At 65.6% G+C, this 24,012-nt stretch carries 21 protein-coding genes and 1 pseudogene; 10 read left to right on the top strand and 12 right to left on the bottom strand.

Annotated features, from left to right (window positions below; translation table 11 throughout):
• Positions 1 to 47: 47 nt before the first annotated feature.
• Positions 48 to 650 (bottom strand): TetR/AcrR family transcriptional regulator, encoded by a 603-nt coding sequence (locus AWC14_RS03330; protein WP_045379863.1) that lies wholly within the window; start codon positions 648 to 650, stop codon positions 48 to 50.
• 37 nt (positions 651 to 687) lie between these two features.
• Here AWC14_RS03330 and AWC14_RS03325 point away from each other — a divergent pair, with 37 nt between their 5' ends.
• Genes AWC14_RS03325 through AWC14_RS03315 form a run of 3 tightly spaced genes read left to right on the top strand, consistent with a single transcriptional unit; the run spans position 688 to position 4,297 of the window.
• Entirely contained in the window at positions 688 to 1,803 is a 1,116-nt protein-coding gene (locus AWC14_RS03325) for a phosphotransferase family protein (RefSeq protein WP_045379866.1), read from the top strand.
• Positions 1,803 to 2,918, top strand: coding sequence for an Rv3169 family protein (locus AWC14_RS03320; RefSeq protein WP_057003271.1), 1,116 nt, complete (start codon positions 1,803 to 1,805; stop codon positions 2,916 to 2,918). The genes AWC14_RS03325 and AWC14_RS03320 overlap by 1 nt, the downstream gene beginning before the upstream one ends.
• A 5-nt stretch (positions 2,919 to 2,923) precedes the next feature.
• Entirely contained in the window at positions 2,924 to 4,297 is a 1,374-nt protein-coding gene (locus AWC14_RS03315) for a flavin monoamine oxidase family protein (RefSeq protein WP_045379870.1), read from the top strand.
• On the opposite strand, the gene AWC14_RS03310 is transcribed toward AWC14_RS03315, so the two are convergent.
• Complete coding sequence (locus tag AWC14_RS03310; RefSeq protein WP_045379873.1) at positions 4,265 to 5,221, bottom strand: alpha/beta fold hydrolase; 957 nt, start codon at positions 5,219 to 5,221, stop codon at positions 4,265 to 4,267. The genes AWC14_RS03315 and AWC14_RS03310 overlap by 33 nt on opposite strands.
• An 87-nt stretch (positions 5,222 to 5,308) precedes the next feature.
• Complete coding sequence (locus AWC14_RS03305; RefSeq protein ID WP_045379876.1) at positions 5,309 to 6,778, bottom strand: flavin-containing monooxygenase; 1,470 nt, start codon at positions 6,776 to 6,778, stop codon at positions 5,309 to 5,311.
• Positions 6,779 to 6,837: 59 nt separating this feature from the next.
• Here AWC14_RS03305 and AWC14_RS03300 point away from each other — a divergent pair, with 59 nt between their 5' ends.
• Entirely contained in the window at positions 6,838 to 7,812 is a 975-nt protein-coding gene (locus AWC14_RS03300; RefSeq protein ID WP_045379880.1) for an NADPH:quinone oxidoreductase family protein, read from the top strand.
• 76 nt (positions 7,813 to 7,888) lie between these two features.
• Entirely contained in the window at positions 7,889 to 8,587 is a 699-nt protein-coding gene (locus tag AWC14_RS03295; RefSeq protein WP_045379883.1) for a cutinase family protein, read from the top strand.
• On the opposite strand, the gene AWC14_RS03290 is transcribed toward AWC14_RS03295, so the two are convergent.
• The 3 genes from AWC14_RS03290 to AWC14_RS03280 all read right to left on the bottom strand — a co-directional run bounded on the left by AWC14_RS03290 (position 8,584) and on the right by AWC14_RS03280 (position 10,718).
• Positions 8,584 to 10,020: an amidase gene (locus tag AWC14_RS03290; RefSeq protein WP_045379886.1), complete on the bottom strand. Its 1,437-nt coding sequence runs from the start codon at positions 10,018 to 10,020 to the stop codon at positions 8,584 to 8,586. The genes AWC14_RS03295 and AWC14_RS03290 overlap by 4 nt on opposite strands.
• Positions 10,021 to 10,134: 114 nt before the next feature.
• Positions 10,135 to 10,422: a HigA family addiction module antitoxin gene (locus tag AWC14_RS03285; RefSeq protein ID WP_045379889.1), complete on the bottom strand. Its 288-nt coding sequence runs from the start codon at positions 10,420 to 10,422 to the stop codon at positions 10,135 to 10,137.
• A 14-nt stretch (positions 10,423 to 10,436) separates the two neighbouring features.
• Positions 10,437 to 10,718: a type II toxin-antitoxin system RelE/ParE family toxin gene (locus tag AWC14_RS03280; protein WP_045379892.1), complete on the bottom strand. Its 282-nt coding sequence runs from the start codon at positions 10,716 to 10,718 to the stop codon at positions 10,437 to 10,439.
• A 313-nt stretch (positions 10,719 to 11,031) separates the two neighbouring features.
• On the opposite strand from AWC14_RS03280, the gene AWC14_RS30130 reads away from it, so the two are divergent.
• Positions 11,032 to 11,262 (top strand): TOTE conflict system archaeo-eukaryotic primase domain-containing protein, encoded by a 231-nt coding sequence (locus tag AWC14_RS30130; protein WP_428838936.1) that lies wholly within the window; start codon positions 11,032 to 11,034, stop codon positions 11,260 to 11,262.
• Positions 11,237 to 11,622, top strand: a pseudogene (locus AWC14_RS30125) (TOTE conflict system archaeo-eukaryotic primase domain-containing protein); the annotation flags it as partial. The gene AWC14_RS30130 and the pseudogene AWC14_RS30125, both read left to right, overlap by 26 nt.
• A gap of 375 nt (positions 11,623 to 11,997) precedes the next feature.
• Here the strand turns inward: AWC14_RS30125 and AWC14_RS03270 are convergent.
• From AWC14_RS03270 to AWC14_RS03245, 6 genes are all read right to left on the bottom strand, one after another.
• On the bottom strand, positions 11,998 to 12,846 hold the full coding sequence (locus AWC14_RS03270; RefSeq protein WP_235215931.1) for a hypothetical protein: 849 nt from the start codon (positions 12,844 to 12,846) through the stop codon (positions 11,998 to 12,000).
• Between the two features lie 152 nt (positions 12,847 to 12,998).
• Positions 12,999 to 13,247 carry a PIN domain-containing protein gene (locus AWC14_RS29920; RefSeq protein ID WP_069601520.1) on the bottom strand — a complete coding sequence of 83 codons (249 nt, stop codon included), beginning with the start codon at positions 13,245 to 13,247 and terminating at the stop codon, positions 12,999 to 13,001.
• Positions 13,248 to 13,329: 82 nt separating this feature from the next.
• Positions 13,330 to 14,475 carry a Wadjet anti-phage system protein JetD domain-containing protein gene (locus AWC14_RS03260; protein ID WP_045379895.1) on the bottom strand — a complete coding sequence of 382 codons (1,146 nt, stop codon included), beginning with the start codon at positions 14,473 to 14,475 and terminating at the stop codon, positions 13,330 to 13,332.
• Complete coding sequence (locus tag AWC14_RS03255; protein WP_045379898.1) at positions 14,472 to 17,870, bottom strand: ATP-binding protein; 3,399 nt, start codon at positions 17,868 to 17,870, stop codon at positions 14,472 to 14,474. Before AWC14_RS03255 ends, AWC14_RS03260 begins: the two co-directional genes overlap by 4 nt.
• A complete protein-coding gene (locus AWC14_RS03250) occupies positions 17,863 to 18,441 on the bottom strand; it encodes a DUF4194 domain-containing protein (protein ID WP_045379900.1) in 579 nt (192 codons plus the stop codon). The genes AWC14_RS03255 and AWC14_RS03250 overlap by 8 nt, the downstream gene beginning before the upstream one ends.
• Entirely contained in the window at positions 18,438 to 19,880 is a 1,443-nt protein-coding gene (locus AWC14_RS03245; RefSeq protein WP_045379902.1) for a DUF3375 domain-containing protein, read from the bottom strand. The genes AWC14_RS03250 and AWC14_RS03245 overlap by 4 nt, the downstream gene beginning before the upstream one ends.
• A gap of 357 nt (positions 19,881 to 20,237) precedes the next feature.
• On the opposite strand from AWC14_RS03245, the gene AWC14_RS03240 reads away from it, so the two are divergent.
• From AWC14_RS03240 to AWC14_RS03230, 3 genes are all read left to right on the top strand, one after another.
• Complete coding sequence (locus tag AWC14_RS03240; RefSeq protein ID WP_045379903.1) at positions 20,238 to 20,771, top strand: helix-turn-helix domain-containing protein; 534 nt, start codon at positions 20,238 to 20,240, stop codon at positions 20,769 to 20,771.
• A 14-nt stretch (positions 20,772 to 20,785) separates the two neighbouring features.
• The gene (locus AWC14_RS03235; RefSeq protein WP_045379906.1) at positions 20,786 to 21,358 is read left to right on the top strand and encodes a PIN domain-containing protein; all 573 of its coding nucleotides are present in this window, start codon (positions 20,786 to 20,788) and stop codon (positions 21,356 to 21,358) included.
• A 66-nt stretch (positions 21,359 to 21,424) separates the two neighbouring features.
• The gene (locus tag AWC14_RS03230) at positions 21,425 to 23,782 is read left to right on the top strand and encodes a DEAD/DEAH box helicase (RefSeq protein ID WP_045379909.1); all 2,358 of its coding nucleotides are present in this window, start codon (positions 21,425 to 21,427) and stop codon (positions 23,780 to 23,782) included.
• Positions 23,783 to 24,012: the final 230 nt, after the last annotated feature.

Here is a 24,012-nt window from a genome sequence, read left to right as displayed (position 1 = left end):
CTGCTCCTGGCGGTGACCCGCTGCGCCCGGCTGCGCCGCGCTTGCGATCACCGCGTCACCCCGTGCACCAGGATCGCCGCGGTCTGATCCACCCACGCCTCGCCGAGCTCTTCATCCGGACGCAACAGCAGCCGCAACAGCGTCGCGCCGCCGATCAATTCGACCAGCCGATCCGGGTCCACGTCGGGATGGACCTCCCCGCGCTCGACCGCCTCTCGGAGCCGTAGCCGCACCGCGGTGAACAGGTCCGCGAACCGCGACACCACCCTGGTGTTGAGCTCGGAGTCGGCGGTCATGTCGGCGACCAGCCCGGGCAGCGCGGCGCGCACCACCGGGCTGGTGAACACGTCGCGGGCGGCGGCGATCATGGCCCGCACGTCGGCGGCGATGTCGCCGGCGGGACCCGTCAGAGCGGTGGGCGCCACCGGAAACGCCGCCTCGTGGACCAGCTCGGCCTTGCTCGACCAGCGCCGGTATAGCGCCGTTTTGGTCGTCCCTGCTCGCTCGGCGACCGCGGCCAAGGTGAGGTTCGAATATCCGATTTGCACAAGCAGTTCCGCGGTCGCCGCCAATATGGCAGCGTCGATACGCGGATCCCGCGGCCGCCCGGCGGCCGGGGCCTTGTCAACCGTGGACTGGTCTGCTTTCATAACGCTACCCATCGTATCGTAATTGCCGGAGGCGCTCGTGGCCAACCAACCAGCCGTCGAAGACGTCGGCAGACTCCAACGGTCCAGCCGTGACGTCAGCACAGTGCCAGCCGTGATGGCGCAGTGGCTCGCCACCGTGCTGCCCGCGATCCCACAAGTCACCGTCGAAAGCGGCGTCGACGCCACCGGCATGTCGTCGGAGACGATCATCCTGACCGGCTGCTGGGACGAGCACGACACGCCGGTCGAGCAGCGCTGGGTGGCGCGGGTCGCGCCTACCACCGAGGACGTGCCGGTATTCCCGTCGTACCGGCTCGACCATCAATTCGAGGTGATGCGACTGGTCGGCGAACTCACCGACGTCCCCGTTCCGCGGGTGCGCTGGATCGAAACCACCGGCGACGTGCTCGGCAAGCCGTTCTTCCTGATGGATTACGTCGAGGGCGTGGTGCCGCCCGACGTGATGCCGTATACGTTCGGCGGCAACTGGTTTGCCGACGCGCCCGCGGAGCGGCAACGCGAACTGCAGGACGCCACCGTCGAGGTGTTGGCGCAGCTGCATTCGATCCCCAACCCGGAGAAGACTTTTGGGTTCTTATCCGAAGGAGCCGGCACCGCGCTGCGCCGGCACTTCGACTGGGTGCGGTCCTGGTACGACTTCGCAGTGCCCGACATCGGCCGCTCGCCGCTGCTGGAACGCACCTTCGACTGGCTGGAAGCCCATTGGCCTCACGAGGCGAGCGAGCCGGTGCTGTGCTGGGGCGACGCCCGGGTAGGCAACGTGCTCTACCGCGACTTCAAGCCGGTGGCGGTGCTGGACTGGGAAATGGTGACGCTGGGCCCGCGCGAACTCGACGTGGCCTGGATGATCTTCGCGCACATGGTTTTCCAGGAACTCGCCGGGCTGGCGGGCCTGCCAGGGCTGCCGGAAGTGATGCGCGAGGACGACGTCCGCGACACCTACCAGGGGCTCACCGGAGTGGAAGTCGGTGACCTGCACTGGTTTTACGTGTACTCCGGCGTGATGTGGGCGTGTGTGTTCATGCGCACCGGCGCGCGACGGGTGCACTTCGGCGAGGTCGAAAGGCCCGATGACGTCGAATCACTGTTTTACCACGCCGCATTGATGAAAAGACTTATAGGAGAAGGGTAATGCTCGGACCACTCGATGAATTCCCAGTACACCAGATTCCGCAGCCGATCGCCTGGCCGGGATCGTCGGACCGCAACTTCTACGACCGCTCGTACCTCAACGCCCACGACCGCACCGGTGACATCTTCCTGATCACTGGCATCGGCTACTACCCCAACCTCGGGGTCAAGGACGCGTTCGTGCTGATCCGCCGCGGTGACACCCAAACCGCGGTGCACCTCTCGGATGCCATCGACCAGGACCGGCTCAACCAGCACGTCGGCGGCTACCGGATCGAGGTCGGCGAGCCGCTGCGCAAGCTGCGGGTAATCCTCGAAGAAACCGAGGGCATCGCCGTCGACCTGGCCTGGGAAGGTCTGTTCGACGTCGTGCAGGAGCAGCCGCACCTGATGCGCTCCGGCAACCGTGTGACGCTGGACGCGCAGCGGTTCGCCCAGCTGGGCAGCTGGAGCGGGCGGATCGTGGTGGACGGCGAGGAGATCCCCGTCGACCCCGCCACCTGGATCGGCAGCCGGGACCGGTCGTGGGGCATCCGGCCGATCGGCGAACCGGAACCGGCGGGGCGGCCGGCGGATCCGCCGTTCGAGGGAATGTGGTGGCTGTATGTGCCGATGGCGTTCGATGACTTCGCCGTCGTGATGATCATCCAGGAGGCGCCCGACGGATTCCGTTCGCTCAACGACTGCACCCGGATCTGGCGCGACGGCCGCGTCGAACAACTCGGCTGGCCGCGAGTGAGCACCCGCTACCGGTCGGGCACCCGGATCCCGACCGGGGCGACGATAGAGGCCAGCCGGCCCGACGGCACGCCGGTGCACTTCGAGGTGGAGTCGAAACTGCCGGTGCCGATCCATGTCGGCGGCGGCTACGGCGGCGACTCGGACTGGCTACACGGCATGTGGAAGGGCGAGAAGTTCACCGAGCGGCTGACCTATGACATGACCGACCCGGCGATCGTCGCGCGCTCCGGCTTCGGCGTGATCGACCATGTGGGCAGGGCGATCTGCCGCGACGGTGACGCCGAGCCGGTCGAGGGTTGGGGGCTCTACGAGCACGGCGCGCTGGGCCGCCACGACCCGTCCGGCTTCAAAGACTGGTTATCCGTGGCACCCTAGGACCCATGCCCGACGCCGACTGGACCGCCGACGTCGTGGTGGTGGGAGCCGGGTTCGCCGGACTCACCGCCGCCCGCGAGTTGAAGCGCCGCGGACACGACGTGCTGGTGCTCGAGGGGCGTGACCGGGTCGGTGGACGTTCACACACCGGCCATGTCGCCGGCATCCCGGTCGACATGGGAGGCACCTTCGTCGGGCCGACGCAGGACGCCGTGCTGGCGCTGGCCGCCGAGCTCGGCATCGACACCGTCCCCACCTACCACGACGGCGCCAACCTGATCCGGTGGCGCGGCATGGTCCGCCACTACTCCGGCACCATCCCGCGACTGTCGCTGGGCGGCCTGCTCGACATCGGCAGGGTGCGTTGGCAATTCGAGCGTATCGCCCGCCGGGTTCCGCTGACCGAGCCGTGGACCGCGCGACATGCGGAACGCCTCGACGGCCAGTCGCTGGGGGCATGGCTGCGCTCGGTGCACACCGGGACAACCGCACGCGATCTGCTCGCCATCATGGCGCGGGTGACGTGGGGGTGCGAACCCGACGACGTGTCGATGCTGCACGCCGCCCGCTACGTGCATGCCGCCGGCGGTCTGGATCGGCTGCTCGACGTGGAAAACGGTGCGCAGCAAGATCGTTTCGCCGCCGGAACTCAGCAGATCGCCGACGGTATGGCGGCCGAGCTCGGCGACCGGGTGGTGCTGGACGCCGCCGTGCGCCGCATCGACCGCCACGACGGCGGTGTGACGGTCGGCTGCGAAAAGGGCCGCGCCGACGCCCGTTTCGCCATCGTGGCGATCCCGCCCGAACATCGGGCGAGCATCGAGTTCACTCCCCCGCTGCCCGCCGAATACCAGCGGCTCGCCACCTGCTGGCCGCAGGGCCGACTGTCCAAGGCGTACGCGGCCTATCCGACGCCGTTCTGGCGGGCCAACGGGTTCTCTGGACAGGCGCTTTCGGATGAGGGACCCGTGTTCATCACGTTCGACGTCAGCCCGCAGCCCGACGGGCCGGGCATCCTGCTCGGATTCGTCGACGCCCGCAGCTTCGACGAGCTGCCCGCCGATCAGCGCCGGAAGCGCGCGCTGGACTGCTTCGCCTCGCTGTTCGGCGAGGAGGCGCTCAAACCGCTCGACTACGTCGACCATCGTTGGGGTACAGAGCAATTCGCACCGGGCGGCCCTACCGCTGCGGTACCGCCGGGATCCTGGACTCGGTATGGCCCATGGCTGCGCCGCCCGGTGGGCCCGATTCACTGGGCGGGCACCGAGACCGCCGACGAGTGGACCGGTTTCCTGGACGGGGCGGTGCGCTCCGGGCAGCGGGCCGCCGCGGAGGTAGCCGGACGGTTAAGAACTGATCCGCCTGTCGCCCGAGACTGATTCGGCGAGCGCCCGCAGCTCGCGGTTGACCTCGGTGGGTCGTTCGAGCATCGCGCAGTGCCCACCGGGCAGCACCACCAGCCCGACGAGATTTGGTGCGGCCGCGGCAATCCGGCGCGACTGGCTCAGCGGTGTCAGCCGGTCGCGTTCGCTGCCGATCACCAGCGTCGGGACCGTCAAACCGGACAGGCTGATGTGCCGCGAGCCCAGCGAGTCGACCAGCGCCTTGGCGCAACCACCCCGCACGGCCGGGGACGTCGCGTCGAAAAGCTCGTAGATCAATGCTCCGACATCGGGGTCCGCATCGGCACCGACAGCCAGCAACGAGACCATCTCGCGGCTGGCGCGCCGCACCGCGGGCGGCACCGTGAACGAACCGAAGATGCTGACCAGTGCACGCCCACCCAGCACCCGGACCGCAGCGAACGGCGCGGGCACCGGCAGGAACCGAACCTCGCGCAGCAGGTCACCGGTGGTGGTGTTGACCAGGGCGACGGCGTCGGCACGCTGGGACACCTTGTGGCGGTACCGCTCTGACCAGGCGGCGATCGCAATACCGCCCATCGAGTGCCCGGCGATCACCGCGCGTTCGCCCGGCGCGAGGGTTGCCTCGAGCACCGCGTCGACGTCGGAGGCCAGGTGATGCAGGCTGTATTGTCTGCGCGGCGGCATGCCGCTGCGGCCGTGGCCGCGGTGGTCGAACGCGATCACCCGGTAGTCGCCGGCCAATTCGGCGATCTGGTAAGCCCACACCCGGATGGCGCAGGTGATCCCGTGCGAAAGCACTATCGGATAGCCGTCTTCGGGACCGAACACCTCGGTGTGCAGACGAGTGCCGTCGGGTGCCCTGACCAAAACTTCACGGCTCGGCGGTAATTCGACGGGTATCGGCGCAGGCGAACGGCGCGGTTGTCGAGAACTCATCGCCGCTCCCCTCCCAGTGCGGCCGGCACGCCGCACCACCAAGTCTACCCAGTGGGCCGGCGGCTTCCGGACACCAAAACCCGGCGCCTACGCGGTCTGTCGGCGGTCGGCGTCCACCGCGCCGAACACCATCTGCTCGTCAATGGGCCGCAACCGATGGTCGATCACGTCACGCAGGAAGTGGTGGCTGACCACCCACGGGCGTCGGGTGCCCGACTTCGGCAGCACATCCAGGGCGCGCAACACGTAACCGGCCTGCAGATTCAGCGTCGGCTGCTCGGGCATGTCGGTGTCGCCCAGATGCGGGTAGGCGTGTGTGTAGCCGTGAATTCTCATGTACTCCAACAACTTTGCGAATGATTGCGCGGTCAGGTCGGCGCCCAGTGTCCATGACGCATTGGTGTAGCCGACACACCAGGCCATGTTGGGGACGTCGTCGAGCATGTGGCGCTTGTAGACGAATCGATCATGCGGGTTGATCTTTTCGCCGTCGAGGCTGACTGTGATTCCGCCCAGCGCCTGCAATTGCAGCCCTGTCGCGGTGATGATGACGTCGGCGTCCAGGTGCCGGCCCGACTTGCAGACGATGCCGCTGGCATCCACGTGGTCGACGTGGTCGGTGACGACCTCCACCCGGCCGTCGCTGATCAGCTTGTACAGGTCCGCCTCGACGAGGAAGCACATCCGCTGATCCCACGGGTCGTAGGGCGGGGTGAAGTGGGTGTCGATGTCAAAGCCCTGGGGCAGATTGCGTTCGGCGATGCGCCGCAGCAGCCCTTTCGTGAATTCCGGCGCTCGCCGCGACACCTCCCACAGCAGGACACCGATGAGCGCATTGCGCCACCGGACAATCCAGTGAGCCACGTTCAGCGGCAACAGCTTTCGGGTGAGAACTGCCGTCTGCTCCACCTTCGGCGCGGTAATCATGTACGACGGCGTGCGCTGCAACATCGTCACATGCTCGGCTTTTTCGGCCAGGGTCGGAATCAGGCTGACTGCCGTTGCGCCACTTCCGATTACCACGCACCGCTTGCCGGCGCAGTCGAGGGTCTCGGGCCAGTGTTGCGGATGGACCACCTCGCCGGTGAAATCCTCGATGCCGGGGAAGGCCGGCTGGTAGGGGTTGTCGTAGTCGTAGTAGCCGGTGCCGAAGAACACGAACCGGCAGCGGTAGGTCTGCTCGTGGCCGTCCTGGTCGGCGCGGATCGTCCAGGTGTCGGTGCTCGAATCCCAGTCGGCCGAGCGGACATGGGTGTTGAAACGGATGTGCTCGGCGATGTGGTGCTTGCGTGCGGTGTCGGCCAGATACTGCCAGATGTGGGTGCCGTCGACGATCATCTCCGGCCGCGTCCACGGCTCCCACGGGAAGCACAGGGTGTAGATGTCGCTGTCGGAGCGCACACCCGGATAGCGGAACAGGTCCCAGGTGCCGCCGAGCTGCTCCCGTCGTTCCAGGATCGCGAAGCGCAGCTGTGGGTTGCGCTCCCGGATCCGATAGGCGGCGCCGATTCCCGAGATCCCGGCACCGATGATCACCACGTCGAAGAACGGGTCCATGGCAGTGGCCCTCTCGCGTGACTACCAGACTAGGTTCGTCTTGACGGAAAGAGGTGGCGATGCGCGCGGTACAAATTTCCCGGCTCGACGGGCCGGAGGCGGTGCAGGTGGTCGAGCTCGACGAGCCCGGCGGCGACGGTGCCGTCGTCGTCGACGTCCATGCAGCCGGGGTGGCGTTTCCCGACGCCCTGCTGACCCGGGGCCTCTACCAGCACAAACCCGACCCGCCGTTCGTCCCGGGCGGCGAGGCCGCCGGCGTGGTGCGCAGCGCGCCCGCCGGTGCGCCGGTGGCGGCCGGTGACCGGGTGGCGGCGCTGACGATGCTTTCCGGCGGCATGGCCGAGGTCATCGCGTTGCCGGCCGAGCAGGTGTTCAAGCTGCCGGACACGGTGTCGTTCGAGGCCGGCGCCGGGCTGCTGTTCAACGACCTGACCGTGCATTTCGCACTGGCCGAGCGGGGTCGGCTGCGCGACGGCGAGACGGTGCTGGTGCACGGCGCGGCCGGCGGCATCGGCACCTCGGCGCTGCGGCTGGCGCCCGCACTCGGGGCGGCGCGCACCATCGCGGTGGTCAGCACGCAGGACAAGGCCGACATCGCCCGGGCGGCCGGCGCCACCGATGTGGTGCTGGCCGACGGGTTCAAGGACGCGGTGCGCGACCTGACCGGCGGGCGCGGCGTGGACATCGTCGTCGACCCCGTCGGCGGCGATCGGGTCACCGACTCGCTGCGGTCGCTGGCACCCGGCGGCCGTCTGCTGGTGATCGGCTTCACCGGCGGCGACATCCCGACCGTGAAGCTGAACCGCTTGCTGCTCAACAACATTGACGCCGTCGGGGTCGGCTGGGGAGCGTGGGCGGCGCGGCATCCGGGTTATCTCACCCGGCAGTGGTCACAGCTCGAGCCCCTGTTCGCCTCCGGCGCCGTGCCGCCGCCGCAGCCGGAGGTCTATCCGCTGGAGCGGGCCGGCGAGGCGATCGCGGCGCTGGAGAACCGCACCGCCAAGGGCAAGGTTGTGCTGCGGATGCGGGATTAGCTCATTTTGCTGCGTGGTGGGCGCTGACCACTAAACTCAGGCAAAGGTCGGGATGGCGCGACGCGATGAGGTAGCGATGGACGTCATCAAATTGTTCGTGGCTGGTGTGGTGAGCGTTGGCGCGGTGCTCAGTGCGCCGGTGCCGGTCGCGTCGGCCCAGCCGTGTCCGGACGTCGAGGTGGTGTTCGCCCGCGGTACCGCCGAGCTACCCGGGGTCGGCGGGGTCGGTCAGGCGTTCGTCGACGCGCTGAACGCCCGGGCCGGCGGCAGGTCGGTCAACGTCTATCCGGTCAACTACCCCGCCAGCAGCGATTTCGGCGCCGGCATTGAGTTCGCCAGAACTTTCGTCGACGGGATCCGCGACGCCGGCACTCACATCGAGTCCACGGCGGCGAACTGCCCCAACACCCGGATCGTGCTCGGCGGCTACTCCCAGGGTGCGGCGCTGGCCGGTTTCGTCACCTCGGCCGCGATACCGAAGGAAGTGCCCGCCGAATACGCCTCGTACGTACCCAAGCCGATGCCGGCGGAAGTGGCGAACCATGTCGCGGCGGTGACCCTGTTCGGCACGCCGTCGAATCAGTTCCTCACCGAAAACGGCTCGCCGCCCATCAGAATCGGCCCACTGTACGCGTCCAAGACGCTTCAGCTGTGCGTTCCCGACGACACCATCTGCAACGGCGCACCCAGCGCGCCGCCCACCTTCGCCCACGCGGCGTATCTGACGAACGGGATGACGGGCGAGGCCGCGGATTTCGCGGTAAGTCACCTCTAGGCCGGATGCTGGGACGACCAGGGGTGGGCCGATTCCAGTTGGGACGCAACGCGAATCAGGACATCCTCGCGGCCGTAAGCGGCGGCCAGCTGGACGCCGATGGGCAGGCCCTCGGCGTTGCGGTGTAGCGGCAGGCTGATCGCCGGCTGTCCGCTCATGTTGAACGGCGGTGTGAACGCGGCGAACTGGCCGGCGCGGCGCATCGGCGCCGTCGGGTGTTCGGGGTCGTTCTCGAACTCCGTCAGCGGGAGCGGCGGCTCGGCAACCGTCGGGGTGAGTAACAGATCCCAGCCGTCGGCCCACCACTGCTGCAGGGCCCGCCGGAATGTCCAGCCCGCCGCCTGCGCCGCGGCATAGTCGACGGCGGTCAACCGCTGCGCCTGCTCGACGAGCGCCCAGTTCACCGGCTCAACATCGTCTTTGGTCATCTCGCGGCCCAGCGTCTCGCCGAATCCGCGGACCGCCATGGCCATTCCCGTCGCCCACAGCGCCATGAACTTTTGGGGCAGCGTGGTGTCGGCGAGGCAAGTTGGCCAGGCCGGCTCGACGATGTGGCCCAGGCCCTCCAGCATCGACGCCGCGGCGCGTACCGCCGTGACGCAGTCCTGGTGCAGGAAGTCGCCGCGGGGATGGACGTCGAGCAGCCCGATGCGCAGCCGTCCGGGGTCTTTACCCACTTCCTCGAGGTACGGCCGCTCCGGTGGCGGCGCGATCACGCTGTCGCCGATGCCGGGACCGCGCACCGCATCGAGCAGGCCCGCGGTGTCGCGCACTGTGCGGCTGACGCACAGTTCGACGCCCAGCCCCGCCTCGGCGCGCGCTGGCCCGACCGTGATGCGTCCCTGGCTCGGCTTGAGCCCGAGGACGCCGCAGCACGACGCCGGGATGCGGATGCTGCCGCCGCCGTCGGAGGCGTTGGCGAAGGGAACCATCCCTACGGCCACCGCGGCGGCGGCGCCGCCGCTTGACCCGCCCGGGGTTCGGTCTAGCGCCCACGGGTTGCGGGTCGCTCCCCAGGCCAGCGGCTGCGTGGTCGGCAGGCTGCCCGCCTCCGGGGTATTTGTCCGCCCGGCGATGACCAGTCCCGCCGCCTTGAACCGGGCGACCAGCGTCGTGTCGGCGGTGTCGATCTTGCGGGCTTCCTTGAGGGCCACGTTGCCGTTGGACAGGGTTTGGCCGGTGAAGCTGGTGTAGAGGTCCTTGAGCAGAAACGGGACGCCGCGAAAGGGGCCGTGGGGCAGGTTCGGATCGGCGGCCACTTGTCGGGCATGGTCGAACCACTCGATGACGACGGCGTTGAGCGGCGGGTTCGTCCGCTCGATCCGCTCGATGGCGGCCTCGAGCAGTTCGCCCGGTGTGACGTCGCCGTTGGCCACCAGCCTCGCCTGGTCCGTGGCATCCATCCACCGCGTCTCGTCGGCAAGGCTGCTCATGGCTCACGGTTGTACCACGGCCGGCGGCCTTTCGTTTTAGTAGCAGGGACCGGATTCGAACCTGCGACCTCTGGGTCGACCGCGACTCTTCGTGTTGTTCGGGACGGGAGCGGTTCAAGCAATGCTCTCGATCTGGCTGAGCTGGTCGCCAAGGCCAACCCGTGCCATGTCGGCGTCATAGCGGGCCTGCATGTTGATCCAGAACATGTCACTTAGCCCGAACGCGCGGGAAAGTCGTAGCCCGGTATCTGCAGTAATTGCCCGCCTGCCGTGCACGATCTCGTGGATCCGCGGCAATGGCACGTCGATCGCCTTCGCCAACCGGTACTGCGTAACACCAAGTGGCTCCATGAACTCCGTCAGGAGGATTACACCCGGGTGCGTCGGCATGAAATCAGGCATGGTCTTCGCCTCTCTTAGTGGTAGTCAGCCAACTCGACCTGCTCGGCGCCGTCATGTGCCCAGACAAAGCACACTCGCCACTGGTCGTTGACGCGAATGCTGTGCTGGCCCTCGCGGTCGCCTGCGAGCTTCTCCAAGCGATTTCCCGGCGGCACTCGCAGATCGTTGATGTTTTCCGCCGCATCGATGGGCTGCTTCTTTTCGCGAGCTCTCTTCGCGACTTCTTTGCTGAAGCGCTTCGCAAAGGTCAGGTTCCACACTTTCTCGCTGTCCCTGTCCTTGAAGGAGCGGATCACCGAGCCAATAGTAACGTGGTTCGTTAATAACGCCAAACGTAAGCAAATAGTTATTGTTGCGCCGACCGGTTCGGCGACACCTGATGAGCGACGCGGTCGAGCTCATCCGCGCCGTCATCTGACGCGTCCGGCCGAGCACGTCAGCAGCGTGCACCGCCCGCGCAGCGACCGGCAGACTGTGGTTGTGGAAAGAGCGGTTCCCGGGTGAGTTGGCGGCGACGTTGCGCGCCGACAATGTGCGTTTGCGTCGCCTACCGAAACTGAACGAAGAGCAGGCCCGAGCGGCGGATCCGGATCACCGCCACCCTCCTCGGTGCCCCGGGAGTCGCCGGTGAGCCTATTTCGCTGTCGCTCCGATGTTTACGCTCTGCGATGGGAGAACCGCCGCGCCGGTCGCTCCGGTTGGATGCCGGCCATTCACGGCTATTGGCGACGAGGTAGCAAGCGCACCGATGCGAACTATCTTCCGCTGACCACCGACGTCATCGACCAACAAGCACCTACGCAGCGAAAATCATATCGGCCTCTATCCGCTTGGCGATGATACATGTTGGTGGGTCGCGACCGACTTCGACAAAGAGGCCGCAATGCTCGATGCACTGGCATACCTGAAAGCCGCACGCGCCCATCAGGTTCCGGCGGCGTTGGAGGTGTCGCAATCGGGGCGGGGCGCACATGTATGGACCTTCTTCGCGCAGGCGACATCGGCGGCAACGGCACGCAGTATCGCGACCAGCCTGCTCGGCGAGGCTTTTCAACTACGCGGGAACATGCGCCTGAGCAGCTGTTTCCCTCCCAAGACGTCCACACGGGCCGCGGCATGGGCAACCTGATCGCCGCACCGCTCAACGGCAAACGCCGCCAGCACGGCACCACGCTGTTCCTCGACCCCGCCACACTGGAACCCCTCGACGACCAGTGGGCGTACTTGTCCAGCATCGCGCGGCTATCGCACAAGGACGCGGCCACGCTTGCTCGCAGGCTGCCCGAACCACAATTCGGCCATCGCGTACGCAGGCTGCAGCTATCCACGTCGTCCAAAATCGTACCGAGACCGGCAGCGATCATCCGCGCAACCTTTGCGTCCCGACTCACCCTGACAGCCAACGATCTTGGCCCGACGATGATCGCAGCCGTCAAACACGCAGCTTCCATTCGCAATCCGGAGCGTGATGCCCGCCAGCGCCAGAAAGCTGGTGCAATAAAGCAACTCGTCGATCACGAACGCTCGGGCAAGCCAACGCACGACCCCTTGTCGGCGCGACGCTGCCCCGCCCCATCAGTCGCTGGATACACGGGTGCCGCAGGCTGGGCACCAGCGAACCTCGCGGCCGAGCAGTGCTGCGATCGACGACAGGTCCCGCACATGGAGGTTGCATCCTTCGCGGGCGAGGTACACCCGAATCGTGTCCACGATGAACTTCGCCCGCTCGACCGACGTCGTTCCGTAGCCGTCGACGTTGGTAGTGCCATGGGCGATCATGTCGCCTTCGGACAGCTCGCGCTCCTCGAAACGGGCGTCGCCATCGACGTCGGTACCGACGAAGGCGCGGGCGAAGCGACCGCTGGCGCGCAGGTCGAGCTCGATGCGCCACTCGTCATGGCGTTCGCGAAAATAAAAGCTATGGCCGTCGACTTCCCCGCGCCACTGTTCAGGTGCCAAACCGCCGTGGCTGTGGATGACGACACCGCGCTGCGTCGCTAGCCACGCCTCGACCTCGGCTTCCGCAGCGCGCTCGCGAGACCGAATCCGCTTGCCTTCGGGCGATTCCCAAAATTCCTCAATACGGTTCCGCCACTCATCCTGCGCGCGTCGACGATCCTTCGCCGACCGCGCGCACCCGCAACCGAGCCCATAGTCGTGGAAGTCACTTTCGGGCAGCCGGGAGTGGCACGAGCACGGGCAGAGCTCGCCGCTCTCGACATCGCGCCAACACGTGAGGGCATCGAGTACAACGTCGGCGAGCGCGCCAGGATCCGTGGCGCCATGCAGGTCGAGCAGCGCCGCGAGGTAGTCGTGGTAACGCCGGCGGCCCTCGGTACGGGCGCGCTCGCGTCGCTCCCGATACTCGGACGCGCCGGGAGCATCGGAGAAGTCGACCACGTACATCTCCGGTTCCTCGTCCACGCCTCAAGCGTCGCATTTGCTCTGCGAGTGTGTCGTGCGAATTTCGGGCGGACCTCAATCGGGGCGGCACGATGGTTAAATTAAGTGGTCGCTGAGGAGGCGGTTCATATGCCTGATCAACGACGACAGGATTCGAGCGACGAAAATCCCGGTTACAGCGACCCCTTAGTTGCCACCCACTCTGTAGCCTGGCCGGTCACGGCGGCGATACGGTCGTAGTCGGCGTCGTAATGCAGGACGGTCGCCCCGTGGAGTTCCGCCGTCGCAGCGATGATCAGGTCGGGTAGACGGAAGGGCGGTGCTGGCTGTTTTTGGCGAGTTCCCGAATCGGAATCGGTGAAGTCCATGGGGACGCTGCCCAGGGCGGCGGCGATCTCGCCGGCTTGTGTGCGCAGCGGCAAAGAGTGTAGCGCCGCGTACTGTACACCAATCTCATGGGCATCTACGCACCGAAAATATGGAAAGCGATACACCATTTGGGCCTTAAGCCGGTAGCCGTTGCTCGACCCAATGCCAGTCGATTCGCTCCTGTTCAAGACGCACTCGATCGCCCAACCCATCAGTGACCAATTCCCAATAGAGTTCCTGCTCGTCAGGCGTCAGACGCGTGAGGACGGACGTGGCCGGGCGGTCTTCGGTCACCCAACGGCCGCGATGCGCAAGCAGTGTCTGGCGATCCATCAGCACCGACTGTGCCTGCGGCAGCCACGCCCGCAGACGATCGAGTATGGCGAATCCATGCGTATCGATGTCGCCCCAGTAGAGGACGTCGGCTTCGGAGAGCCATGGCAGCCGGCCCACGCTGTCGACGTCGAATCCCCTCCCCCAGATGAGGACGCCGTTATCGGGGACGTCTACGCTCAGATAGCTGATCTCGTTCTCAACGATCACAGCCACCCGTGGTTCGACGGTGAGCTGCGCCAATTCCGCGGAACGCAGCCCTATCTCTGTCAAGGAAGTCAGTAGGCCCAGCGAGGGTGCGGGCCGCAGCCGAACCAATCCGGGCTTCGATCGCAGGCCAAGACCGGCCAGAAATCCCGAGGCTGTCGACGACACGCCAAGCATGGCTGCCAGAACCGGTCGGTGTCTCTCGGCAAACTTGGTATCGACTCCGGGTGCACTGATCTCGCGCAGATAGCGATGTGAATGCCGGTTACTGTCAAGCCAAATGTAGGCGGCGATCAGCCGCGGCATCTCGGATGCCAGTTCGAGCGCACGATGCGGATGGTCGACGACCCACTGTCGAACCCGCGGATGTTGCTGTGTGAGAACCAACAGTTCGTCGAACCGGCGAAGCGACGCAGTGACACCCAAGAGAGCGCAGGCCTGCCCCATCGAGGACACGACTGCCCGTACAGGCAACTGGTTCCGGCCGATCTGTCTGCCGCCGATCGATTGCCATTGCAGCGTGTATCGACGATCGTCGCGGCGGCCGGCGTCGAGGGCCGCTACCCATCTGCGCGCAGCGCCAAGGTCATCACCCACCTCCGACGGTCTCGGGCCACGAAGTGGCACTTCGATCTGATCGAAGTGATCACCGTTGGCATGGGCACGCAATAACGATCCGTCGTCCCACCGGCGTCGGACTCTGGCGCCGATATCCTCGGGCGTTGTCCATCCGGCACTCACGGCCGCCGACCATCGCGTCTTGTCCGGTACTCCTCGATCGTCATCGTCTGGAGCCGAGAGAAGGTTCCGGTCGGATTGTCGACGAATCCAATTGCCTTGACGTACGGCTCGATGACATGCACCTTCTGCAACGGCGTGATGATGAGAAGTTGCAGCCCGAGCGTCGCGAAGAGCTCCAGCGCATAGCGTGTCGAGATATCCGAGCCGCGACCGAACGCTTCGTCGATGACCGCGAACCGGAAGTCTCGTGACCGCTGCGCTCCCCACTCGAGCCCGAACTGGTAAGCGAGCGAAGCCGCGAGGATCGTGTACGCCAGCTTCTCTTTCTGGCCGCCAGACTTGCCGTCGGAGTCGCTGTAGTGCTCCCACTCGAGGTCGGTCTCGACGTCACGCTCGGAGGCCGAGAAAACGAACCAGTTGCGCACATCGGTGACGCGTCGAGTCCAGGTCTTGTCGGATTCGGCGTAGCCGTCGCGGCCGCGGAAGCGTTCGATGATCCGCTTGACGTCGAGGAAACGTTGCTCGGAGTACTGGTCGCCATCGATCGCGAGGCTGTCGTTGGTCAGGTTGCGCAAGTCCGAACGGAATTGCGCGACGTCCTGGTTGGTGGTCGGTTCCTTTTCGAGGCGGATGAAGCGACCCGGGTTGTAGGGCACCGCCCCGAGCGCCTCGTTAATCCGGTTGACGCGCTGGTCAATGGCCGACGCCTGTCGGCCCAGCCAGTTGTTGAATCCCGCGAGCTCCTGGATGGTGTTCTTGTTGAGCTGTTCTTTGAACTCGCTTTCGAAACGCGGGAGATCGTCCGTCGCGACGCGGGCCCGGAACGCCAGGAACTCTTGGCGCGCATCGACATTGGCGTCCATGTCCGCGCGCAACTCGGGCCACCGGGCCAAAACCGCCGCCATGTACTGCCCCAGGTTCAGTCCGTGGCCATTGAGTTCGCGGGTCAGCTTCTCGATCCGCCTGTGCAGATCGTCGGACAGGACCGTCTCGGTGTCGGCGCAGTCCGCTGCGCGCGTCGGCCGGCGCTTTCCCAGGCGCTCGTCCAGAGCAGCGTAGGACTCCCGGGCGGTTGTCAGTTCGTGGTGCAGGCGTGCGGTGACGAAGTCGTCGTCGCGCTTCTTGTCCTGTTCCGCTTGCTTTGCCTTGGCGACCGTGGTGGCAAGCTCGCCGGTGAGTTTCCTGATCAACTCGGCGACCGCGTTCTCTTCCTCGGTATTGCTGTCCAACGCGCGGGTGATTTCCTCCAGACGCGACGAACCGGCCTCCAGCCGAATACGTTCAGCATCATGGTTTTTCGCGCGTGCCTCGGCCTCGTCGACGTCGAGGTCGATCCAGGAGCGAAAGCCCTCGACCCGAAGAAGGGCGTCCAGCCTTTCCTGCAGCGCCTCCCGCTGGGCGCTGAGCCCGGCCACGTCGGAGGCGGCCGCCTCGCACTCGGCCTCCAGCTGGGCCAGTTCAGCGCGCAGCGCGGCGATCTTGCGTTCGTTGGCCCAGCCCAGGACCCAGCGACGGGGATCGTCGACGCGATGCCGGTCGTCCTTTTCGTGTCGATCGCCGGAACGCACCTGACCCTCGCGGGTGACGGCACGCCGTTGGGTTTGGAACTCGGTTAGGCTTGCCGCACAGCGGAAGTCGGCACGCTTCGTGAGCTCGTTGACCAGATAGTCCCGGAACGGCCCGTCCTTGATGTCGATGCAGTCGGCAAGCCGCAGCCCGTCGTGGCCGGAGGGTTGCAGCCGAACCTGTTGACGGGGAACCCTCTCGTAGACCAGCTTCGCTCCGGTCGCGTTGCCGCCACGCCCGTGGAACGTGAGCCGTCGGCTGTTCACCCACCCGGCGACGGCATCGTAATGCCGCTGCGGCACCAGCAGCGAGAGCGCGAACCCGCGCAGCACCCGTTCGGCGGCGCCCCGCCAATCGGCGTGCTCATCGAACACGTCGAGGAGCTCACCCGCGTAGGGAAGGTCCTCCGCCGTCAACCCGAGGGCCGCGCACATCTCGGCGCGCACCTCGACCTGCTCGACGGGCAAATTGCTGGTGCGTTGCTCCAGGCTGGTGATCTCGTCGGCGACCAGTTCGCACTTGCGCCGCAGCTCTCGCTCGAGCCCTATCGCGTCGGCGGTGGCCGCGTCGAGGTCTCGTTTCTCGGCGGTCAGCCGCGGACGTTCCGCGGAGATCAGCGCCGACAAGGCCGCGAACTCCGCTGCTCCGCTGACGCGTTCCAGCCCCGCGTCGGCGACAGCGGCGTCGAACAAAGCCCTTGTGCCACGGCGTGTTTCGGCCTCGGCCCGGGCCTCGCTTGCAAGTCGCTCCAGCTCCCCGATGCGGTGCCCACCCGCCCGGGCGCGCTCCTCGATCAAAGATTCGCGCTCATGCTTGAGCCGTTGCTGCGTCGTCTCGGCGGTTCCCAGTTCCTTCGACCGGACGGCGGCGTCAGCTTCCAGCCGGGCAATCTCGCCGGCCAACAGCCCGGAGCGAAGCTCCGCGATGAACAGCCGGACTGCCGCTCGCTCCCGCTCCAGTGTGTCGCGCTCGGTGAGCGCGGCGTCATACCTGGCCGCGGTCTGCACAACCGGCTCCAGTGCTTCGAGTTGCTCGCGCGCCCGCTTGACGGCGTCATGCGCCTTGGTCAGGTCGTCAAAGTGGGCGATGATGTCGCGGACGCGCTCCGTCGAGTCGCTCGGCTCGAGCATGTGGTCGCGCACGAAATCGTTCAGATTGCCAACGGATTTCATCGACACCGTCTGGTGGAACAGCTCAAGTGCCTGCTCGGATCGGATGCCGAGCAGGCGGCGCAGCGAGACGGCATACTTGGGGAACTCGTCGAAGATCTCCGCGCCGGAAGCGCGCAGTCTCTTGCGCAGGTCGCGAAGGTCAGACCCGAACTCGGCAAAGTCTGTCGCGATCGACAGCTGTTTGGTCGCGGTGACGAAGAAGCGGTAGGGCTGTCCGGTGCTCTCGCGTTGCTGGAAGACTTGGGCCAGGGTGACCGTCTCGTCATAGCCGTGGTTGATGAACACACCGAGGATCACCGAGTACGTTCGCCGATGTTCCCGCAGCCCCTTGGCGCGGGACTTGCCGGTGGCCTCGTTTCGCTCCGATTTGTAGTGGCCTTCCACGTACGAGCGCAGTGTGCGTTCCCTGGCGTCGGCGCCGGCGGCTTTGTTGTAGGCAGCTTTGTGCGAGGGAACCAGCAAGGTGGTGAGCGCGTCGACGATCGTCGACTTACCGGAGCCGATGTCACCGGTCAACAGTGCGGTATCGGTGCCCGGGCTGAACCGCCAGACCTGGCGGTCGAAGGTGCCCCAGTTCAACAGCTCCGCATGCGCCAACCGGTAGCCCGCCCCTGGGCTTTCATCGAGCTTTACTGTGGCAGCGACTGTTTCACTCATCGCTGACTACCGTCCCGGCATACTCGCGCAGTTTGGCCGCGAAGTCCGACAACGTCTCGGCGTCGACGTAGGCCTTGAGGATGCGCCGCACCTCCCACTGGTCGCGCTGACCGCGCAACTGGCGCAGGAAGCCCAGTTCGGCGGCCTTCTTGATCGTCGTCTCCGCTTGATCCACGACTCGTGCGTCGTTGGTGGATTCGGCCTGGAAGAGCCGCAGCATTTCGACGATCTGGTCGGTGCTGAGCACCAATCGGCCTTCACCGCTGCTGGTTTCAAACTCGACCAGCCTCTTGCGTAAGAGCACCAGCAGAAGACTGACGTTGTATGTCAGCGCGCGCCTGCGGACCAGGCGCGGCAGCGCCTCGGCCCCGTCGTCGTCGGGTCGGGACCGAAGGTAGGCGTAGCCCTCCGCGTCATCGACCACCACGTCGACGCCGATCGTGGCGAAATGGTCTCGGACACCGGCGCCCAAGCGTTCCAGCGTCAGCCAGCTGTCCTCGTCGGACTCGCGGTAGACGACTCCCTGCATCAACCGGATGATGGCGCCGGCGACCGCGTGCTCGTTGCTCATCGGCGCCGCACCGTCACTTTCGGCAGCCTCGCCCGCTTGGTGACGTCCGGGTCCGCAGGGTCGGAGTATTCGAGGAGGGTCTCGTCGGCGACGTCCATGTCAACCGTCACGTCTTCGTCGTCCAGGGCAAGATAGCCAACGATTTCCGCGGCTCCTTGTTCGATCGGGTGTACGGCGACGACGTCGGACAGCAGGGCGGAGGAGTTCTCGGGCAGAACGGTGCGGATGATCTCGGCCAGACGGGCTTGGTCGATGTAGGTCTGGGTGAAGAGTAGGTCGGTGTCGAGATCCTCTGTCGCCGCTGAAATGTCACTTTCGACGGCGACCGCCACCGGAGCTTGATAGAGCGGTCGCTCCAATGGCAGGGTGATCACGATGCCCGGCTGGTCGACCTCGAGCCCGAACGGCGGCGGGGCGTCGCGCAGCCCGAGGGCGACGTTTTCCACCGCCCGGACCAAGTCCAGGACACGCCGGTTCTCCAGCCAGATCTGGTCATCGAGAAAGCGACGCAATTGCTCAGATATCTGCCGGACGGTGCGCTGGGCCCGGTCGGCAGCTTCCGACCAGTCGTGGTGGATACCGCGGATCCGCTGGTCCTGTTCGATCGTGTCCAGCATGGACACTTTGGCGAGCAGCTCGGTGAGCTCGGCCTGGCGCGCCTCGGAGAGCAGGAAGTCGTAGAACGCCTGGAAGCTGCGACCCTGGTCCGAGCCGGCAATTTCGGAGCGAGTTCCGACCAGCTCAGTAAGTAACTCGCCCTTGGAGCCGTCCCACGCCGCAATTTTCTCTCGCGCGGCCCGGTCGAGCATCCGGAAATTCTCTTCGACCTCGCGAAAATCCGAAAGCAGTTCACGCGCGGTCGCGGCGAGCTGTTGGTAGCGATCTCGCACCGCTGTCGCATCCAGCACCTGCACGACGCCGGCCTCAACGGCCGCGATCTCAACGTCGAGTTCGTCGCGACGACGGCGCAACTCGGCAAGCCGGACATCCGGTTCGACTTCGGTTCCGTGCACGATCTGTCGCAGTAGCTCAACCACGGTGTGCAGCCGGGACTCCGTTCCCACGAACGACCTGCCCTGCAGCGTCGTGACCCAGGCATAGGCTTTCTCGAAAGCCGGTGTCACCTCATAGTGGACTTCGTCGTCGCCGGGCGGGTAGAACCGCCGCAAATACGCGGCGTCGGTGGCCGCCCAGTCCTCCAAGTACGCTCGCGGGCTCTTCGGAAACCGTGCCTGGCCGTTTTCGCTGGGTTCTTCGTCGTTGAGCGCATAGAGATGGTCGTCCAACGCGGCCGCGACTTCGCTCGCCGAACACGCGCCCCGGTTGCCTTCGACAAAGAACTTCCCCAGGAAGGAGAGGATCAAAGTGGCGTTACCCGCACGCAGCAGACGCCAAGCGGGGTGCCGCTCCCGCAATGCGTCGATCGCTTCGTACTCCACAAGCAGAGCCTAAGCAAGGGCACCGACAGGTTCGGGCAACCGTGTCCGTGTCTCCCGACATGGCGTCGCGCGCGGTGCAATGGTCAACGATTCCTGATGACGAAGCGGTCGAACTCTGACCACTGACGAGAGGCGGAAGCCATGGCGCGTTCTCAAACAGGTAGGTCAGGCGATGGAACGCGTCCACGCCGTCGCGGCGCGTTCCGAGCCACCTCGGCCGTCCTCCGCGGTAATCGAGTCGGCAGACGGCGAAACGTGACGGCTGGATGAAGTGACGTGGACTCGCGCCGTCATTCGAGCTACTATTCGAACGTTCCGAAAATAAATTCGCTTCGTTCGAATAGGTGGTGAACTCCCATGGGCGCCGAAGCGGTCGCGACCGCGACATTCCTCTCCGAGCATCCGGAGGAACTCGCACCGGTGGTCGGGTTCCTGGCGGCTCACGAGCGCCGACATGGCGCGGCGGCTTCTCCGAGTTACGCACTGGTTGGTGTCGATGAGCACGACCGGATCGAGCTGCCCGGCGCGGTCCACGAAGCCTTGACGAAAGTCGTGGCAGCGCTTCATGCGGGCAAGGCAGTGACCGTCGCGCCGCAAACCATGACACTAACCACACAGCAGGCGGCCGACCTTCTCGGCGTGAGCCGCCCGACGATAGTGCGGTTGATCAATGACAACGTCCTGCCTGCCGAACGAATTGGCAACCGGCATCGCCTTCTGCTCGATGACGTGCTGTCCTATCGCGAGGAGCGCCGCAAACGCCAATACGACGCGCTTGTGGCGACCGCCGACATCGGCCACGATGACGATCCCGACACGATCCGAAAGCAACTGCGCGAAGCACGAAGCGCTGTGGCGGCGCGCCGAAACAAATCAGCCCAACCAAGCTGACACCATGGGCGGCGATGTTCGCCGCTTTCCTCGATACCTCGGTGCTATGGCCGAGCTTGCAGCGGGACTTCTTGCTTTCACTCGCAATCGAAGGGCTCTATCGACCGCTGTGGTCAATCCAAATCCTGGCCGAACTCGAATTCCACGAGACACAGAAGCTGATGATTCGCGGAGAACAACCCGCTGCCGCGACCGCGCGGGCCCGTCACCTCATTGACCAGATGACGACGGCGTTCGACGACGCAGTGGTCGAAAACTGGGAACCTTACGACGGAAGTTTCCACCTGCCAGACCCCAACGATGAACATGTGGCTGCAGCAGCGGTGGTCGGTGGAGCGGGCACCATCGTCACCGATAACCTCAGGGACTTCCCGGCAGCGAAGATTCCCGCGCACATCAAGGTTGTGTCCCCCGCCGAATTTGCGGCAGATACTGTATCGGTCTCACCAGACCTGGCGCTGCGGGCTGTGAAAACCATGGCCTCCCGGTATACCGCCCCACCACTAACGACCGCGGAGCTTTTGAATCGGCTGGTTCAGCGATACCAGATGACCGAAGCAGTCGAGCTCATCCGCGCCGCCATCTGACCGCCCTGCCGAGGCGACTACTCCATCGGCCTGCATCGCCGGCGCGGGGATCGGCAGACTGTGGTTGTGGAGGAACGGTTCCCGGGCGAGTTGGACACGTTGCGCGCCGACAATGCGCGTTTGCGTCGACTACTACAACTGAGCGAAGAGCAGGCTCGATCGGCGGATCCAGATCAAGCCACCCTTACCGGGGCACCGGGATCGCCGATCAGCATGAGATCGGCGCCCGAAGACAAGGTCCGTTTCTTCCTCGATCTGTTTCGTTGTCGCTCAGATGTTTACGCGGTGCGTTGGGAGAACCGCCGCGACGGTCGATCCGGTTGGATGCCGGCAATTCGCGGGTACTGGCGCAAGGGCATGAACCGTGCGGACACCCCGTATCTTCCTTTCACTCCCGACGTCGTCGACAAACACCTGCGCGGGGAGCTTCATATCGGCCTGTATCCGCTTGGCGACGATGACACCTGCTGGTGGGTCGCGGCTGACTTCGACAAGGAAGCCGCAATGCTCGATGCACTCGCTTATATGAAAGCCGCGCGAGCACACAATGTTCCGGCAGCTTTAGAGGTGTCGCAGTCGGGCCGAGGTGCGCACGTGTGGATCTTCTTCGCACAGGCCACGTCGGCGGCAACAGCCCGCAGCATCGCGACCAGCCTGCTCGGCGAGGCTTTCCAACTCCGCGGCAGCATGCACCTCACCAGCTACGACCGGCTGTTTCCCTCCCAAGATATCCACACCGGCCGCGGCATGGGCAACCTCATCGCCGCCCCCCTCAACGGCAAACGCCGACAACACGGCACAACGCTGTTCCTCGACCCCGCCACGCTGGAGCCCTTCGACGACCAATGGGCCTACCTGTCCAGCATCGCGCGGCTGTCGCACAAGGACGTGACCACGCTGGTTCGCACTCTGCCCGATCCGCTGTTCGGCCATCGCGTGCGCCGGCTGCAGCTACCCACCTCGTCGAAGATCGTGCCGAGGCCGGCGACGATCATCCGGGCAACCTTCACATCTCGAATCACGCTGACCGCCAACGATCTTGGTCCGGCCATGATCGCGGCGGTGAAACACGCGGGCTCCATTCGCAATCCCGAGTTTGATGCTCGCCAGCGCGCTCGACGCAGCACCTGGGATACTCCGCGCTTCCTTTACAGCTACGACGAGACAGTCGAGGGCGATCTTGTGCTGCCTCGTGGTCTGTACGGGCTGCTCACCGACTTGGTCGAGTCAGCAGGAAGTACGTTGCACATCGACGATAAGCGCGTCATCGGCGATCGTCATGAATTCATCTGCTCAACCGAGCTCAGGTCCGACCAGGCCGACGCAGTCCGGCGATTAATTGAGGAAGACACCAGCGTGCTGATCGCACCTCCTGGCTTGGGCAAGACGGTAATTGCCTGCGCCGCAATCGCTTCCCACGCCACCTCAACACTCATCCTGGTCGACCGCAAAGCGCTGGCGGACCAGTGGCGTGACCGGTTGCAGAAACACCTCGGATTCAAGTGCGGACAGATCGGCGGCGGGCGATCCAAGACCACCGGCATAATCGACATTGCGTTGCTACCCACACTCGCCCGCCGTGGCAACATCGAAGATCTCACGGCGAGTTACGGTTTCGTCGTCGCCGACGAATGCCATCACATCGCGGCCAGCGCGTTCTTTCACGTCCTAAATCGAATACCCGCCAAATACTGGCTCGGGCTCACCGCTACACCCGAACGCCGCGATGGGCTCGAAGACCTCATCTACCACCAACTCGGATCACATCACGTCACCCTCGAAGCCCCTACGGCGGGCCAACTCCCCTCGGCGGGCACCGACTTGCTCGCACCGCACCCTGTCCTATACATCCATCCCACCCAGTTCCGCTACACCGGACAAGCCGATCCCAGTGCGCCAGGCGGGATGGCCGAGATCTACCGAGCCCTCATTGCCGACGAGGCCCGGCTTGAGCAGATCGTCGCCGACGTTCTCTCCGCTCACGCCGACGGCGCCAACATCCTCGTCCTCACCACATGGATTGATCACCTCAACGCCATCGCCGAACGACTCCGAAACGCCGGCAAGGATGTGGTCGTATTCAGCGGCCAGATGAAGGCGCGCCAACGCCGCGAGATTTCCGAACAACTCGCCAACCACACCGCCGAAGCCGGGCCATTGCTGATCGTCGGCACCAGCTCGTTCATCGGCGAGGGATTCGACTGCCCGGCCCTGGACACGCTGTTTCTCGCGGCCCCAATCACGTTCAAGAACCGACTCGTCCAATACGTCGGGCGCATCACCCGGCCACACGCCGCCAAGGCCACCGCAACCGTTCACGACTACCACGACGAACTCACCCCAGTACTCGCCTCTTCACTGCGAAAACGCGCGCCCGGCTACACCAAACTGGGCTTCCCCGACCCCAGAACACTGCTCCGATAAGCGTCGCTGGCCAGTACGGCTAGCAACTCACACAACAGCGCGGGAGGCAAGGTGTTCTCGATGCTCGCCGAGCACAGCCGCGTCGACGATCGCACTGTGTGGTCAGCCTAGGACGCCGCTGATGTAATGGGCTCTGGTGGGTCGGCGTCGATGGCGTGCGGATTCTGGCCCCTGAGGGCGTCTGAAATTTGGCCTTTTGGATGGAGTCGGCGGTGGGTCAGGCGATCGCC

The organism is Mycobacterium kyorinense (genome assembly GCF_002101735.1).
GTDB lineage: Bacteria > Actinomycetota > Actinomycetes > Mycobacteriales > Mycobacteriaceae > Mycobacterium > Mycobacterium kyorinense.
This window is presented reverse-complemented; position numbering and strand designations above follow the sequence as displayed.